12 protein-coding genes are annotated in these 15,501 nt (G+C 67.8%); 5 read left to right on the top strand and 7 right to left on the bottom strand.

From position 1 onward, the window contains the following. Nucleotides 1-31: 31 nt before the first annotated feature. From pstS to JOF46_RS12430, 3 genes are all read right to left on the bottom strand, one after another. On the bottom strand, nt 32-1,162 hold the full coding sequence (gene pstS / locus JOF46_RS12440; RefSeq protein ID WP_209911874.1) for a phosphate ABC transporter substrate-binding protein PstS: 1,131 nt from the start codon (nt 1,160-1,162) through the stop codon (nt 32-34). A gap of 150 nt (nt 1,163-1,312) precedes the next feature. After that, nucleotides 1,313-2,791, bottom strand: a complete 1,479-nt coding sequence (locus tag JOF46_RS12435) for an HNH endonuclease (protein WP_209907575.1) — start codon at nt 2,789-2,791, stop codon at nt 1,313-1,315. Nucleotides 2,792-3,200: 409 nt separating this feature from the next. Further along, a complete protein-coding gene (locus tag JOF46_RS12430; RefSeq protein WP_209907574.1) occupies nt 3,201-3,911 on the bottom strand; it encodes a TetR/AcrR family transcriptional regulator in 711 nt (236 codons plus the stop codon). A 96-nt stretch (nt 3,912-4,007) separates the two neighbouring features. Between JOF46_RS12430 and JOF46_RS12425 the strand changes: the two genes are divergently transcribed. Together JOF46_RS12425 and JOF46_RS12420 are read left to right on the top strand one after the other, a co-directional pair. After that, a complete protein-coding gene (locus JOF46_RS12425; protein ID WP_245348112.1) occupies nt 4,008-5,039 on the top strand; it encodes an NAD(P)-dependent alcohol dehydrogenase in 1,032 nt (343 codons plus the stop codon). A 144-nt stretch (nt 5,040-5,183) separates the two neighbouring features. Next, the gene (locus JOF46_RS12420) at nt 5,184-6,074 is read left to right on the top strand and encodes a DUF4389 domain-containing protein (protein WP_245348111.1); all 891 of its coding nucleotides are present in this window, start codon (nt 5,184-5,186) and stop codon (nt 6,072-6,074) included. A gap of 13 nt (nt 6,075-6,087) precedes the next feature. On the opposite strand, the gene JOF46_RS12415 is transcribed toward JOF46_RS12420, so the two are convergent. From JOF46_RS12415 to JOF46_RS12400, 4 genes are all read right to left on the bottom strand, one after another. Beyond that, the gene (locus JOF46_RS12415; protein WP_209907572.1) at nt 6,088-7,353 is read right to left on the bottom strand and encodes a sugar ABC transporter permease; all 1,266 of its coding nucleotides are present in this window, start codon (nt 7,351-7,353) and stop codon (nt 6,088-6,090) included. Beyond that, entirely contained in the window at nt 7,350-8,114 is a 765-nt protein-coding gene (locus JOF46_RS12410) for an ATP-binding cassette domain-containing protein (protein ID WP_209911872.1), read from the bottom strand. The genes JOF46_RS12415 and JOF46_RS12410 overlap by 4 nt, the downstream gene beginning before the upstream one ends. A 148-nt stretch (nt 8,115-8,262) precedes the next feature. Further along, nucleotides 8,263-9,351: a sugar ABC transporter substrate-binding protein gene (locus JOF46_RS12405; RefSeq protein ID WP_209907571.1), complete on the bottom strand. Its 1,089-nt coding sequence runs from the start codon at nt 9,349-9,351 to the stop codon at nt 8,263-8,265. 114 nt (nt 9,352-9,465) lie between these two features. After that, a complete protein-coding gene (locus tag JOF46_RS12400; RefSeq protein ID WP_209907570.1) occupies nt 9,466-11,772 on the bottom strand; it encodes an FdhF/YdeP family oxidoreductase in 2,307 nt (768 codons plus the stop codon). A gap of 232 nt (nt 11,773-12,004) precedes the next feature. Here JOF46_RS12400 and JOF46_RS12395 point away from each other — a divergent pair, with 232 nt between their 5' ends. From JOF46_RS12395 to JOF46_RS12385, 3 genes are all read left to right on the top strand, one after another. After that, nucleotides 12,005-13,240, top strand: a complete 1,236-nt coding sequence (locus JOF46_RS12395) for an MFS transporter (RefSeq protein ID WP_209907569.1) — start codon at nt 12,005-12,007, stop codon at nt 13,238-13,240. 39 nt (nt 13,241-13,279) lie between these two features. Continuing rightward, entirely contained in the window at nt 13,280-13,561 is a 282-nt protein-coding gene (locus tag JOF46_RS12390; protein WP_209907568.1) for a hypothetical protein, read from the top strand. 142 nt (nt 13,562-13,703) lie between these two features. Next, the gene (locus JOF46_RS12385) at nt 13,704-15,329 is read left to right on the top strand and encodes a peptide chain release factor 3 (RefSeq protein ID WP_209907567.1); all 1,626 of its coding nucleotides are present in this window, start codon (nt 13,704-13,706) and stop codon (nt 15,327-15,329) included. Nucleotides 15,330-15,501 lie beyond the last annotated feature (172 nt).

The following is a 15,501-nucleotide window of genomic DNA, read 5'->3' as shown; positions in this document are numbered from 1 at the left end:
GGGGGCGGGCCGCTGCCATTGAACGGAAATGCTATTGGCGCAGCGTGATCGAATCGATCGCTGCGGCGGCCTCGGCGGCCAGGTCCCGGGGCATCGGTGCGCTCTTGGCCGAGTCGGCGGCGACCTTTTGGCCCTTGTCGCTGACGATGTAGTGGCCGAAGGCCTTGACCAGTTCCAGGGAGTTGGCATCTGTGTAGCCGCTGCACACGATGAAGTAGGAGACCAGCACCAGCGGGTAGGCCCCGGGCTTGGTGGTGGTGCGGTCCAGCTCCAGGGCGATGTCGTTGCCGTGGCGTCCGGGCACCCGGTGTGAGGCGCTCACCGCGATGGCCGCGGCCTTGCCGCTGACCGGCACGAAGGATTCCCCGACCTTCAGCGTGCCCTTGCCCAGGGTCGCGTCGACCAGCGAGTCATCGGCGTAGGTCACCGCACCGGCGGTGCGGGCCACCGTGGTGACGACCCCGGAGTTTCCCTGGGCCTGCTCGGTGCCCAGCCCGCCGGGCCAGGACCCGGAAGGATCGTGCGTCCAGGCCTCGGGGGCGGCGGCATGGAGGTAGTCGGTGAAGTTCTCGGTGGTTCCCGAGTCGTCCGAGCGGGCGACCACCGTCATCGGGACATCGGGCAGCGCCGCATCCGGGTTCAGGGCCTTGATGGCCGGGTCTTGCCAGGAGGTGATGGTGCCGGAGAAGATCTTCGCGATGGTTGCCGCGTCAAAATCCAGTTCCTTGATTCCGGGCAGGTTGAAGGCGATGGAAATCGGCGAGATGTACACGGGGATGTTGATCGCGCCCTCGGGGCCGCAGGTTTGCTGCGAGCGGGCCACCTCGGATTCCTTCAGGTAGGCGTCGGAGCCGGCGAATTGCGTGGCCCCGGCCAGCAGGCCCGCACGTCCGGCACCGGAACCCACCGAGGCGTATTGCACCTGCACCTTGGGGTTCAGGGTGGCGAATCCGCCGATCCAGGCGTTCATGGCGGAGTTCTGCGCGCTGGACCCGCCACCGGTCAGGGTGCCCGAAAGATGCGAGGTGTTGTTTTCGGCGGCCTGGCGTTGGGCCTCGCCCAGCGGGTAGTCGGCTCCGCAGCCGGTCAGCAGCAGGCCCAGGCCAAGCATCATCGCGATCCGCCGCTTCGGCAGGGCGCGCAGGACGGGGAAGGTGGCCATCGATTGGTGGGCCTGGTGCGGCAAGGAATCCTCCTGGGGACGATGCACGAAATGGACCTAGACGACCATAGCGCGCACACGGACCGGTACCCGAATCGACGGAGGGAAGCTATTCGGTGGCAGCGGTGTTGTCCTGCGGTTTTTGGCGGCCTACTGCCGCCGGCGCGGTGGGGTCCGCGGAGGGGACGGAGGTTCGGTGGGGTGCACGGCATAATCTTCGGTGCCGGGCATCCGCGGTGCGCTGGAAGTATAGGAATGTCCGCTGGAGGTGGTGATCCGGATGCTGTGCCGGTCCCCGGGCACCGGGATTTCCGACCAGTCGGGTGATTCCTTGGTGGCGTTGCACCAGGCGCATCTCGCTCCACCGTTTTCCGCGCAGGTTTCTCCGCCGAGGGCTGCCTGGACCACGTGGTCAAGGTGCTGGACCTTGCCGGTGCAGTAGGGGGTCCGGCAGAACTGGTCGCGGGTGGTGATGAAGCGCTTGAGCCCGCCGGTGAAGAGTCTGGCCTTGCGGTCCATGGCGATGAGGTCGCCGGTGCCCGGTGCCGTGTAAAGCCGGCGAACCCAGGTTGCGAGCGGGTTGTCCGGGTTGCCGGCGAAGAGTTCGCGGGCCTTTTTCGCGGAGATGACGCCGTAGCCCTGCAGGAAGGCCGGTTCCGGGTGTCCCTGCATGAGCGTCCGGTCGGTCATGACCAGTTCGAGGGCGACCGGGATGTTGGTGAAGTCCTTGATGCCGGTCAGGCCCTCCAGGACGGTGTCGGCGGCGATCTGCGCGGCGTTGCGGGTGTCCCCCGCCGCTTGCGCGCTGGCGATTGCCCGGGCCAGCACCTGCGCGATGGCGGCCCCGATCTCGGTGGGGACGACGCCGACGATCTTCATCCGGTGCGTGTCGATCGGGTAAACGTTTACGTAGCGGTCCTTGGCGGCCTTGGCTTCGAGGTCGGCTTCGGTCGGGTTTTGGTAGGCCAGCGCCCATTGGCGCAGCATCGATTCGAGCTTCTTGCCGCCCAGGCCGAAGCAGGTGTGGGTTTCCATGAAGAGCCGGGCATTGAGCTCCGCCCGGGCGTCTTCGTCCAGGTCCTTCAGCACGCGGTAAATGATGCGGGCTTCGGCGTCGTTGATGACGCCGAACGTGAGGCCGGCCTTGGTGAAGGGCAGCGATTGGCAGAGCATCCGGGAATAGTTCAGTTCCCGGGTTCCGGAGCGCGGGGGTTCGTGCCGGGCCATGGCCACGTCGGCGCCGATGCCCTGCTGTGGGTTCTTTTCCATGACGCCGCGACGGGTGCGGTCGGTGGTGACCGCGGCCTCGTGTGCGCAGGCGATTTCTGCCTGCACCGCGTTGGCGCAGGATTTCAGGTCTTCCAGCGCCCCGACGCCCTCGATTGCCTCGTACGGGGAAATCTCCAGCGGCACATGCGCGACGGCCTGGGTCACGGTGCGGATGCCGTCGACCCCGGTGCAGGCGAAGAAGTCGGCCAGCAGGGCGTTCATGTCCAGGCCCCGGCCGAGCAGCGCTCCGTAGCTTAGGTCCACGGATTCGAGGTCTGATTCCAGGTCCGCGAACAGCTCATCGTCGAGGCCAGCATCTGCGATGCTGCCGAATCCGGAAGACGATGACGACGTTGCCATGACTCAATTCTAGAAAGCCCCACAGACAGTTTGGGAATCGGGTTCCCTCGGCCGGGGCCCGCCGGCAAGTCGTCACCCCGGTGAAGCAGGAGTTGGTTTCCGGGCGGGACGGCATGCGCCGGCGGTGTGCGCCGGCGGCGCCACAACCGCAGAACTCGGGTTCGATGAGCAGGCCGAGCTCGCACTGGGCTTCCACGATCTGGCCCACGTCCAGGCGCAGCTCCGGGAGCGCGGCAAGGTCGGGCTGCGGGCCGGTCTCCAGAACCCCCGGTCAACGCGTGGGTGCGGGCGACACTTGCCCCGGTCCGTGACGGAACGATCGGAGACGGGGGGTGCGGATCAAGCAGCGACTGACCGGCGAGCGCAGCGTCCAAGGCCGGGAGCATCCCCCTGCCGGGTGCGGCCTGGTTCACCCGGTGGGCTCAGTGGCCTTCGGCCCGTCTTCGGTTTCGGGGAGCCAGCGCTGCAGGGCGTCGAGGATCAGCTCGAGGCCGATCTCGAATTCATCGCCGAAGTCATAGCCCGGCTGCAGCACGTGTTCGGTGGCGATTTCCATCAGGTGGGGGTACTCGCCGGCGGAGAACATCTGCACGATCGGATCGGTGACGCTTGCCGCGGTGTCGCGGCCGTTGAAGGGAAGCGCTGCCTCCTGCAAGGCGAAGCCATAGGTGTAGCTGTCCAGCAACGCGTAGGCATGCGCCGCGGACTTCACCGAGAATCCGGCGGTTCGCAGGACCCCGAGCGTTGCATCGTGGTGGCGAAGCGTCGCCGGGCCGGGGGCCGAGCGCGACTCGAGCAGGCCGATGGCCCAGGTGTGGCGGCCCAGGGCCTGGCGCACCGCGCCGGCGCGCCGGCGCATTTCCCGCTTCCAGTCCCCCACGACGGATGGGACATCCACCTCGGCGAACACCATGTCGATGATGGCATCGAGGATCTCGCCCTTGTTGGCCACGTAGTAGTAGAGCGACATCGGCTTCACGCCGAGCTCTCTGGCCAGCGACCTCATGGTCAGCGCCCCGATCCCGTCGGCGTCGGCAATCGCAACGGCACTGCTCAGCACGCGTTCCCGACTCAGCGGAATACGTGGCGAGGGATCTTCAGAAATTTCTTCGGCCGTCATGTCCCGATCCTATCGCATTTTCGTACTATGTAAGCTAAGCTCACTTACTAAGTAAGGCAACAACTCGTGAAGCCTTGCATCCCGGAAGGAATCGCCATGAACGGCGAAGGGCAAGTACCACCACAGGCACCCGAGACGACGGGCCGGACGGCGCCCCAGGCAACCATGCGCGCCGTCACCCAGGACCGGTACGGGGATGCCGAGGTCCTCCACCAGGCCTCCATCCCCGCACCCGTTCCGCGGGACAACGAGGTGCTCGTGCGGGTCCATGCCGCCGGACTGGACCGCGGCACCTGGCACCTGATGACCGGCACCCCGCTGCTCGCACGCCTGGCCGTGGGCCTGCGCCGGCCGAGCAACCCGGTGCCCGGGCTCGACCTGGCCGGAACGGTGGCCGCGGTCGGAGCGGCAGCCACCCGCTTCGCCGTCGGGGATGCGGTCTATGGCTTCGGACGCGGAACGTTCGCCGAATACGCGGTGGCCAAGGAGGACAGGCTGGCCAAGAAGCCTGCAAACCTCGACTTCCGCCAGGCCGCGGTGGTCCCGGTGTCGGCTGCCACCGCGCTCCAGGCACTGCGCCTGGGACGTGTCGCCGCCGGCCAGCGGGTCCTGGTCACCGGCGCCTCGGGCGGAGTGGGAAGCTATGCCGTGCAGCTGGCCAAGGCGCTTGGCGCCGAGGTCACCGGCGTGGCCTCCACCGCCAAGCAGGACCTCGTCCTGGCACTGGGCGCCGAGCACGCCATCGACTACAAGCACCAGGATTTTGCCGAGTTCGCCCAGCACTACGACCTGATCGTTGACACCGGCGGAAACCCGAGCCTGCGCCGGCTGCGCATGGCACTGGCACCCACGGGCACCGCGGTCATCGTCGGCGGCGAGGGCGCCGGAAAGTGGCTGGGCATGAACCGCCAGTTCAGGGCCGTGGCACTCTCCCCGTTCATCCGCCAGCGCCTGGTCATGCTGGCCTCCGCCCAGCGCGCCACCGACCTGGAGGAACTGGCCACGTTCCTGGAATCGGGAGCGGTGCTCCCGCACATCGATGTTTCCTTCCCGCTGGAACGGGCGCGCGAGGCCATGGAGCATCTGGTGGCCGGCAAGGCCCGCGGGAAGATCGCCATCACCATCTAGGCCACGCCGCCCGCACCCCACACCCATCCACGCACGTCCCCGCCCGCGGAATTCCACATCCCCCGTTTCACCACCGCTTCGTGAAAGCCGAACACCATGACCACCCAGCCAGCATCCGCACCCCGAATTCCTTCCACCGGACACATGTCCGGACTCCACATGGCCCTGCTCGTGATCGGGGTGCTGCTCACCGCCGCATCCCTCGGGTCCATTGCCGTGCCGGGCTTTCCCGACACGGGCCCGGAACTCGCGGCGGTGGCCGCCGTGGCGGCACTGGGTGTCCTGGCGATCCTCGTGGGTGCCGCCGGCCTGGGCCGCAGCATCGCCGCCGGTGCCCCGCAGGTCGACGAATCCTCCGCAGCGCTGCCCACGGAAGTCTCCGGGCACCTGGATCCGGGGCTCTCGCGCTGGAAGTGGCTGGTCAAGTGGTTCCTGGCCATCCCGCACGTGGTGGTGCTCGCGCTTTTGTGGGCAGCGTTCCCGGTGGTGACGCTGGCCGCCGGCCTGGTGATCCTGGTGACCGGGAGGTATCCGGCCTCCTGGTTCCAGTTCTGCGTCGGGGTGCTGCGCTGGAACTGGCGGGTGTCCTTCTACGCCTATTCGGTGCTGGGCACCGACGCCTACCCGCCCTTCACCCTGGCCCGCGGCCCCTACCCCGCCCGCTTCGACGTCGCCTACCCGGAGCGGCTCTCGCACTGGCAGGTGCTGGTGAAGTCCTGGCTGTTCGCGCTGCCGAACCTGCTCATCGTGGCCGCGATGACCGGAGGTGCCTGGGCCAACGATTCGTGGTCCAACGAATCCTGGTCCACCGAGACCCGGGGCATCTCGCTGACCGGTGCACTGGTGCTCATCGCCGCGGTGATCCTGCTGTTCACCGGCGTGTACCGGCAGGGAATCTTCAACCTGCTGGTGGGGCTGAACCGCTGGGCGCTGCGCACCGCGGCCTACACCGCCCTGATGACCGATACGTATCCGCCCTTCCGCCTGGACCAGGGCGCCGGGGAACCGGTGCCCGGGTCCGGGCCGCGAACCTGATGCGCGGGCGCGGCTACGCGCGACCGGCGGCCCGGCGGGAGCGCCGGGAGAGCGAGTCGATGACCACGGCCAGCAACAGCACCGCGCCGGTGATCATGTACCGCAGCGAGGAATCCAGGTTCACCAGGGTCAACCCGGAAGAGATCGACTGGATCACCAGGATCCCCAGCAGCGCGGAGAACGCCGAGCCGCGCCCGCCGAACAGGCTGGTCCCGCCGATCACCGCGGCGGCGATCGCGTTGAGGTTGATGTCCCCGCCACCCGAGGACTGGTTGGCCGCCGCCAGCCGGCCCGCGGCCATCAGCCCGCCCAGCGCGGCGAAGGTCGAGCACAGGATGAACACGCTCAACGCCACGGCGCGCACGTTGATGCCGGCGCGGCGGGCGGCCTCCACGTTGCCGCCCACCGCAAACACGGCCCGCCCCCAGCGGGTGCGGGAAAGGAAGAAGTGCATGATGAGCACCAGGGCCACGAAGGACAGGAACATCACCCCGACCCCGCGGCTGCGGTTCAGGTACCAGACCGGGACCCCGAGCACCACCAGCAGCCCGGCGGCACGCAGCCCCAGCGCCGAGGCCGAGGTGCCCGAGAGCCCCGCGGCCTTGCGCTTGTTCGAGGCCAGGGACTTCGCCAGCCAGTAGCCGGCCACCGCGACCGCCACAAACACATAGGCGAGCCAGTCGGGCATGTACAGCTGCTGGGCGTAGTAGACCAGCCAGGAGTCGAAGGGCAGGTTGATCGAGCCGAACTTGCCCAGCACCCACAATTGCGCCCCGAGGATCCCCAGCAGCCCGGCCAGGGTGATCACGAAGCTGGGCACCCCGAAGCGGGTGTTCAGCAGCGCATAGAACAGCCCGATCAGCGCGCCCGCGGCAATCGCCGCGACCACGGCGGTCCACAACGGCCAGGCGTGGCCGACGAAGCCGACCGCCACGATGGCAGCGGCCAGGCCGGAGACCGATCCGATGGACAAGTCGATCTCGGCCAGCAGCAGCACCAGCACCACCCCGATGGCGATGGTGCCCACCGCGGCGCATTGCATGGACAGGTTCACCAGGTTGATGCTGGAGAGGAAGCGCGGGTTCACGATCCCGAAGACGGCCCAGATGACCACCAGCCCCACCACCACCGGCAGGGAGCCCAGGTCGCCGCCGCGGATCCGGCGGGTGAACGCGCGCACCGCGCCGCCGAACCCCGCGGATTGGATCAATCGCTCATCGAGCAGGTCCGCCGCCACCGTTCCGGGCTCCGGGCCCGGTTCGGGCACCTTGGCACTCATGGCTCCTCCGTTCCTGGCACCGGCCGGGTCGCGGCCCGGCGGGTGACGGCGTTGTCCGTGGCCCCGGTGATCGCCGCGACGATGTCTTCGCTGGTGGCCTCGGAGGCGAGGAACTCCCCGTTGTTCCGTCCCAGGCGCAGCACCACGATGCGGTCCGCGACAGCCATCACGTCGGCCATGTTGTGGCTGATCAGCACCACCCCGTAGTTGCGTTCGCGCAGCCGCTCGATCAGGTTGAGCACCTCGGCGGTCTGTGCGACGCCCAGGGCCGCGGTGGGCTCGTCCAGGATCACGATGCGCGGCTCGCCGATCAGCGAGCGGGCGATGGCCACGGTCTGGCGCTGCCCGCCGGAAAGCGATGCAACGGCGATGCGCACCGAGGGGATCTTGGCGCTCAGCTCGCGCAAGAGCTTCCAGGACTGCTTCTCCATGGCCACCTCGTCGAGCCGGCCGCGGAAGGTCAGCTCGTGCCCGAGCCAGAGGTTGGCCACGACGTCCAGGTTGTCGCACAGCGCCAGGTCCTGGTAGACCGTGGCGATGCCCAGCGCCCTGGCGTCGGTGGGCGAGGTGATCGACACGCGCGCATCGCCCATCTCGATGGCCCCCTCGTCGGCCGGGTGGACCCCGGCGAGCACCTTGACCAGGGTTGACTTGCCCGCGCCGTTGTCCCCGACGATGGCCACGACCTGCCCGGAGTAGATCTCCAGTTCGACCTCGGTCAGCGCCTGGACGGCGCCGAAGCGCTTGGAGATCCCGGTCATGCGCAGTATCCGTTGCGGCGCCGCCGCGGGCGCCGCGGTGTTCGAGTCGGCCTGAACCACGTTCCGCTCCCCAAGGGTTGTTCCGTGCCGTGCACCGGTGCGGGTGCGGGGCCGGTTGCCGCCGGTCCCGCTGGCCCGCAAGGGGTGCCTACTTGATGTTTGCCGCGGCGCAGGCCTTGGCGTATTCGGTGGTGCAGATCTGCGCCACCGTGTAGAAGCCGTCCTTGACCACGGTGTCCATGATGTTCTCCTTGGTCACGACCACCGGGGTCAGCAGCTTTGTCGGAACCCCTGCGACGTCGGTGGCATCGGACGGTGTCTCGCCCTTGGCCAGCTGGTCGGCGACGGTTGCGGCAAGTTCGGCCTCGGTCTTGATGGCCTTGTAGATGGTCATGTACTGGTCCCCGGCCACGATCCGCTGGATGCCGGTGATTTCGGCGTCCTGGCCGGTGATGATCGGCCACGGGCTGACGTTTGCTGCCTTCAATGCGGCCACCGCGCCCCCGGCGGTGCCGTCATTGGCGGCGTAGACCCCGTCGATCTGCCCGGTGAACTGCGTGATCTGCCCGGCCACGAAACTCTGGGCCTTGTCCGGCGACCAGTCCGGGGTGTCGTACTCGGCCAGCACCTTCACGTCGGACTTGTCGATGACCGAGTGGGCGCCCTTCTTGAACAGCACCGCGTTGCCGTCGGTGGGCGAGCCGTTGACCATCAGGATGCCGGGGTTCTTGACGCCGTCCTTGGCGAGCTTGTCAACCAGCGCGTTGCCCTGCAGCACCCCGACCTGTTCGTTGTCGAAGGAGATGTAGTAGGCCAGGTCGGTGGTTCCGGCAACCAGCCGGTCGTAGGAAATCACCGGCACGTCCTGCGCCTTGGCGCTGGCGACGATGCTGGCCGCGGCCTGCGCGTTGACCGGGTCAAGGACCAGCACCTTCACCCCGTCGGTGAGCGCGGACTCGGCCTGCTCCTGCTGCTTGGACGCATCCTGGCTGGCGTTGGAGTAGACGACGTCGTAGTTGCCCAGCGACTTGATCTTGGCTTCAAACAAGGGCCTGTCAAAGGCCTCGTAGCGAGTGGTCTTGGTTTCGGGGAGCAACAGGCCGATCTTCACGGCCGGGCCGGAGGAGCTGTTGCTGCTCGCTGCCGGGGGATTGTTTCCCCCGCATGCGGTGAGAGTCGTGGCCGTGAGCAGGGCGCCCACGGCAACGGTGGCAAGTTTGTACCCAAGTTTTTTCATTTGTGTTTGCCTCCACATTGCACCGCCGTTCGGCGGTGCTTTCAGTCTGGCCCCGAACAGGCGCGTATTCAACACTTGTTCCCTGACAGGTGTCAACGCGTTCGGGACCCTACCTCAACCGAAGAACGGGGCGGGGACCGGCTCGAGGCGCACGATGATCGACTTGGACACCGGGGTGTTGGACCCTTCCGCGGTGGCTGAAAGGGGAACCAGCACGTTGCCTTCCGGGAAGTAGGTCGCCCCGCACCCCTGCGCGGTGGGGTAGGAAATGACCCGCAGCCCGCGCAGCACCCGGTCCACCTTGTCTTCGGATTCCGAGTGCACATCCACGTAACTGCCGTCCGTCAGGCCCAGCGCGGACAGGTCCGAGGGGCTCACGAAGACCACGTTGCGTCCCTTGCGCACCCCGCGGTAGCGGTCGTTCAGGGAATAGGTGGTGGTGTTGAACTGGTCGTGGGAGCGCAGGGATTGGAGGATCAGGCGCCCCGCGGGCAGCGCTAGCGTCTCCAGGTGGTTGATGGTGATCACCGCCTTGCCGCTGGGGGTCGGGAAGGTGCGCGAATCCCGCGGCGGGTGGGCCAGCACGAAGCCGCCGGGCTCCCGGACCCGGGAATTGTAGTTTTCGCAGCCATCGACCACCGCGGCGATGTGCTCGCGGATGGTGTCGTAGTTGTCCGCAAACCCCTCCCAGCCAAAGGGGTGCCCGGGCCCGAGCACGGCCCGGGCCATGCGCGAGACGATCGCGACCTCCGAGAGCATCTTGGCGGAGATCGGGGCAACCCGTCCCTGCGAGGCGTGCACCGCGCAGACGGTGTCCTCCACGGTGACGAACTGGACGCCGGCGGCCTGTTCGTCGATGTCGCTGCGCCCCAGCGTGGGCAGGATCAGCGCTTGTTCCCCGGTGTGGGCGTGGGAGCGGTTGAGCTTGGTGGAGATCTGCACCGAGAGCCGGGTCTTTCCGATCGCCTCCTGCGCCGCGGCGGTGTCGGAGACCGCGTGGACCAGGTTCCCGCCCAGGGCCACGAGCACCTTGACCCGCCCGTCGGCCATGGCCTGGATGGATTGCACAGCGTCGTACCCGTGCCCGGCCGGCGTGTCGAAGTCGAATTCGGCCCCGAGCTTGTCCATGAAGCCCTGCGGCATCTGTTCCCAGATGCCCATGGTTCGGTCCCCCTGCACGTTGGAGTGCCCGCGGATCGGGCAGGGGCCGGCGCCGGGCTTGCCGATGTTCCCGCGCAGCAGCAACACGTTCATGATTTCCTTGATCGTGTCCACCGCCTTCTTGTGCTGGGTCAGGCCCATGGCCCAGGTGATGATCACGTTTTCGGCCAGCAGGTAGCGTTGGGCCAGCTCGTCGATCTGCGCGCTGTCCAACCCGGTGGCAGCCAGCACGTCGGCCTCGCGCAGCGTGGACAGGTGCTGGCGGTATTCGGCAAGCCCGATGCAGTGCCCCTCCAGGAACCGGTGGTCAAGCACCGAGCCGGGGGCGGCGTCCTCGGCCTCGAACACGCGCTTGGCCAGTGCCTGCATCAGCGCCATGTCCCCGGCCAGGCGGATCTGCAGGTACTGGTCAGCCAGGTCGGTGCCCTTGCCGATGAGCCCGCGCGGGCGCTGCGGGTTCTTGAAGTTGATCAGCCCGGCCTCGGGCAGCGGGTTGATCGCGATGATGGAGGATCCGGCGCGTTTGGCTTCCTCCAGGGCGGTGAGCATGCGCGGGTGGTTGGTGCCGGGGTTCTGCCCCATGATGATGATCAAATCCGACTTGGCGAAGTCCTCGTAGTGGATCGCGGACTTGCCGACCCCGATGCTTTGCGTCATGGCCACGCCGGTGGACTCGTGGCACATGTTCGAGCAGTCGGGCAGGTTGTTGGTGCCAAAGGCGCGCACGAACAGCTGGTAGATGAAGGCCACCTCGTTGCTGGCCCGCCCCGAGGTGTAGAACGTGGCCTCGTTCGGCGATTCAAGCGCGTTCAGTTCCCGGGCGATGATCCCGAAGGCGTTGTCCCAGGAGATCGGGCGGTAGTGTTCGGATCCGGCCGGCTTGTAGACCGGTTCCACCAGCCGGCCCTGTTGCCCCAGCCAGTATTCGCTGCGTTCCCTGAGCTCGGAAACCGGGTGCTGCGCCCAGAAGGATTGCGGGACCTTCAGCGGGTCCGCCTCCCAGGACACGGCCTTGGCCCCGTTCTCGCAGAACTCGGCCGTCTTGCGGTGTGGCGGGTCCGGCCAGGCGCAACTCATGCAGTCGAACCCGTCCTTCTGGTTCATGTGCAGCAGCGTCGCCGCCGCCCGGCCCGGCCCCATCTCCGAAAGCGCCAGCGGGATCGAAGCCAGCAGGCTGGGCAGCCCGACGGCGCTGCGCAGCGGCGGGCCCACGACCAGGTCCTTGTCGGTGGGATCATCCTTCAACGGTTTGCTTGCCATGCCCAACTGCACCCCTCGTGTGCGGGCCCGAGACCCCGGGCCCGTCAATGGAATCAGCGCCGGCGCAAGGCCAACCCCCAACCTCCGGTGCCGTATGCCCTCATGTGTAGCACCGCGGCACATGGCATACAAGGGTCGGTAACCCAGTGGCGGTGGCGCAGCCCAGTTGTGAAACACTGGTCTTCGACCCGGAGCAGAACCGGAAACCGCACAGTGACATGAGGAGAGCCGAATGCAGGCACGCGCCGGGCGCCCCGGGAAGTTGCTGCTGGCCGCCATGCTGGCAGCCGTGGCAGCCGGACCGATCCTGAACTACGGGCTGAGCGCCATCAGCGACCTGGTGATCACCGACCTGGGCATCACCGAGGCGCAATTCGGCCTGCTGGCCACCGTCTGCTTTGCCGCAGGGGCGATCGGCAACGCGGCCTTCGGCCGCTTCACGGACCGGCAGCCCGACACCCGGCTGCTGGTGCTGGTCTTCGCGATGGCCGCCGCGGCCCTGGCCCTCGCCGCGATTCCGGGCGGCTACGTGCTGCTGCTGGTCGCCGCGGGCCTCTCCGGGCTGGCCCAGTCCTTCCCCAACGGGGTCACCAACCGCATCCTGGCCGAACGCGTCCCGGCCGAGAAGCGCATCGGCTGGATCGGCATCAAGCAATCCGGCGTCCAGGTCAGCCAGTTGGTGGCATCCCTGGCCTTCCCGGCACTGGCCGCCTGGATCGGCTGGCACGGAGCCAACGCCGTGGGCGCCGTGGTGGCGGGGCTGATTGGCGTTCTCGCGGTGCGCGTTGTCGCCTCGGTGCCGCTGCTGCCCAAGGCCCCCACCCGCATCGGCCCGCTGCCCGAGGGCCCCGCCCCCATACCCGCGGCCCCGCCGAACACCACGTTCCTGATCTACGCGCTGGCCATCTTCGGCTTCGTCAACGGCATGGGCGTGCAGGCCACCAACGTCTACCTGTCCCTGTATGCGGTGCGCGAACTGGACTTCACCCTGGTCATGGGCGGTGTCGCGGCCGCGGCCGCCGGGGCGATCGGCGTGGCAGCACGCGTGGGCTGGGGCAAGATGATGTCCGGCGGCATGGCCGCTCCCCCGCTGTTGCTGCTGCTGGCCACCCTGGCGCTCGCCGGGGCCGGGGTGTTCCTGGCGGCCGGGGCGACCGGGTCCGCGGCGCTGCTCTGGCTGGCCGTGGCCCTGCACGGGGCCTCGGCCCTGGGCGTCTCGGTGGTGCTGATGGCGGCGGTGGTGCGCAGCGTCCCGGCCTCCACCATCGGCATGGCCACCGGAATGGTCACCGCCGGGCAGTTCGGCGGATTCACCGTCGGCCCGCTGGCCATGGGCGCGCTGATCGGCTCCCCCGGCGGCTTTGCGCTGGGCTGGGGCGCGGTGGCCTGGACCTACGCGCTGTGCGTGGCGCTCGCCGGATACCTGGTGCTGCGCCGGCGCCGCAAGGACCGCGAAGCGGCCTCCTGACCCGGACACCAACCCGCACGACCTCCAACACCCAGCACCTTGGCCCCGCCGTGCCCGGGCAGCGCACTGGCCACCCTGCTCTCCGCCGGCGTCTCGGCCGGAGCCGGGGTCGGCGCAGTGCATGCCTACGATCTGGCGGGCTCCGGCATGGGCTGCGCACAGGCCAGGGCGTTCGTGCAGAAGCTGTCGGACACCCGGCCGAGCGCAGGCGTCGTCGAGCTCATGGGCCACGGGGCGTGCGAGCTGCCGTATCCCGGTCTCTCCGGCAGGTGCATCGTGGAAGACACCGGGGACACCTATCGATACGAATTGAAGCAGTAGCCTGGCTCCCCCCTGGCACCGCGCAAGCCACTGATCGGAAGGGCTCCCGGAGGCCTGTTTACGGGAAAGATTCGGACCCGGGGAGTCCACGGCGAAGCATGATGGCTCGGGGCAACCCTCACGCGAGGGTATTCTCGTAGGCATGGTTCCCGGCACTTTCACTGATTTCGACTCCCCACCCACCACCGACGGCAATGACGTGTTTCACCAGGCCCGCAGACGCCGGACCTTTGCCATCATTGCGCACCCCGACGCCGGCAAGTCGACCTTGACCGAGGCCCTGGCCCTGCATGCGCGGGTCATCACGGAGGCAGGTGTGACGCACGGCAAGCAGGGGCGCCAGGCGAGCATGTCCGACTGGGGCACCATGGAACGCGAACGCGGGATCTCCATCAGCTCCACCGCATTGCGGTTCGAACACGGCAATGTCATTTTCAACCTACTCGACACCCCGGGGCACGCCGACTTCTCCGAAGACACCTACCGGGTGCTGACGGCCGTGGACTGCGCCATCATGCTTGTCGATTCCGCACGGGGAATGGAAACCCAGACCCTGAAGCTCTTTGCCGTCTGCAAGGAACTCGGGCTGCCGGTGGTCACCGTGTTCAACAAATGGGACCGACCCGGACAAGAAACGTTGGAGCTGCTCGATGAGGTCCAGGATGCCACCGGCCGCATGCCGGTGCCGCTGAACTGGCCCGTGGGCATCGCGGGCGACTTCCGCGGACTGTACAACCCGGAAAGCGGAACCTACACGCGCCTATCTCGCACCAATGCAGGCGCCAGTCTCGCACAGGCCGAAGAACTCAGCCCCGAAGAGGCCGCCCTGGACGCCGGAGATGCCTGGGAGGCCGCCCGCGAAGACTGCGACATGGCCGTCTCCCTCAATGGCAACTTCGACGGGGAAGATTTCTTGGCCGGCCGGGCCACGCCGGTGCTTTTCGCTGCCGCGGCATCAAACTTCGGGGTCGCCCCGCTCCTGGATTTCCTGGTGGACCGGGCGCCAGCGCCTGGTCCGCGCCCGGATACGGCCGGCACCCTACGTCCACTGGATTCGGATTTCTCCGGGTTCGTCTTCAAGATGCAGTCGGGCATGAACCCGAACCACCACGACAAACTTGCCTTTGTCCGGGTGTGCTCGGGGACGTTCCGACGCGGCATGGCCCTACAGAACGAATCCACGGCAAAGCCCGTTTCCTCCAAATACACCCACCACATGAGCGGCAGGGACCGCGATTCAGCAGATGAATCGTGGCCCGGAGACGTGGTGGGCTTCAGCAACGCCAGCGGATTGCGGATCGGCGACACGGTACATGCCGGCAAGGCTGTTTCCTTTCCGCGCTTGCCGCACTTCAACGCCGAGCACTTCCGCATGGTACGCAGCCTGGATGCAGGCCGTTCCAAGGCCTTCGCCCGGGGAATCTCCCACCTCGAAGAAGAAGGCACCATCCAGGTTCTCTACCGCGGCTTCGGGACGAGCCAGTCGCCGATCTTCGCGGCGGTCGGAGTCTTGCAGTTCGAGGTCGCCCTGGATCGGCTGAAGCGCGAGTTCGGCGCCCCTGCCGCAATCGAAGAGGCACTGCCCTACGAAATGGCCAGGGACCTCTTCGGCCCGGAGCCGGAAAAGACCGCCAAGGCCGCCGCCATCGACGTCGTCTACCGGTCGAACGGGAATCCCGTGGGGCTCTTCAGGAACCAGTGGAAGCTCGGTCGCACCATGACCGATAGCCCCGAGCTCTTCGGCATCACCGACGACGAAGCCGAATAACACGGGAACCTGCGGGGACCGGGTCCGGCCGGTGCCTCGCAGGTCGAACAGAGGCCACCTTCATCGACGAGATCAAGAAGTCGCCCGACTCCCCCTGGAATCCAAGCCGCATACCGCGCACGTTAGATATCGGGCCGCAGCATCCCCTCGGAGGGAAGGTGCGGCCCGACGT

It is taken from the genome of Paeniglutamicibacter psychrophenolicus (genome assembly GCF_017876575.1).
Classification (GTDB): Bacteria; Actinomycetota; Actinomycetes; order Actinomycetales; family Micrococcaceae; genus Paeniglutamicibacter; species Paeniglutamicibacter psychrophenolicus.
This window is presented reverse-complemented; position numbering and strand designations above follow the sequence as displayed.

Bases quoted from the DNA above. Each gene is read 5' to 3' on its own strand.
- pstS (WP_209911874.1), bottom strand. From the start codon at position 1,162: ATGGCCACCTTCCCCGTCCTGCGCGCCCTGCCGAAGCGGCGGATCGCG.
- JOF46_RS12435 (WP_209907575.1), bottom strand. From the start codon at position 2,791: ATGGCAACGTCGTCATCGTCTTCCGGATTCGGCAGCATCGCAGATGCT.
- JOF46_RS12430 (WP_209907574.1), bottom strand. From the start codon at position 3,911: ATGACGGCCGAAGAAATTTCTGAAGATCCCTCGCCACGTATTCCGCTG.
- JOF46_RS12425 (WP_245348112.1), top strand. From the start codon at position 4,008: ATGAACGGCGAAGGGCAAGTACCACCACAGGCACCCGAGACGACGGGC.
- JOF46_RS12420 (WP_245348111.1), top strand. From the start codon at position 5,184: ATGTCCGGACTCCACATGGCCCTGCTCGTGATCGGGGTGCTGCTCACC.
- JOF46_RS12415 (WP_209907572.1), bottom strand. From the start codon at position 7,353: ATGAGTGCCAAGGTGCCCGAACCGGGCCCGGAGCCCGGAACGGTGGCG.
- JOF46_RS12410 (WP_209911872.1), bottom strand. From the start codon at position 8,114: ATGACCGGGATCTCCAAGCGCTTCGGCGCCGTCCAGGCGCTGACCGAG.
- JOF46_RS12405 (WP_209907571.1), bottom strand. From the start codon at position 9,351: ATGAAAAAACTTGGGTACAAACTTGCCACCGTTGCCGTGGGCGCCCTG.
- JOF46_RS12400 (WP_209907570.1), bottom strand. From the start codon at position 11,772: ATGGCAAGCAAACCGTTGAAGGATGATCCCACCGACAAGGACCTGGTC.
- JOF46_RS12395 (WP_209907569.1), top strand. From the start codon at position 12,005: ATGCAGGCACGCGCCGGGCGCCCCGGGAAGTTGCTGCTGGCCGCCATG.
- JOF46_RS12385 (WP_209907567.1), top strand. From the start codon at position 13,704: ATGGTTCCCGGCACTTTCACTGATTTCGACTCCCCACCCACCACCGAC.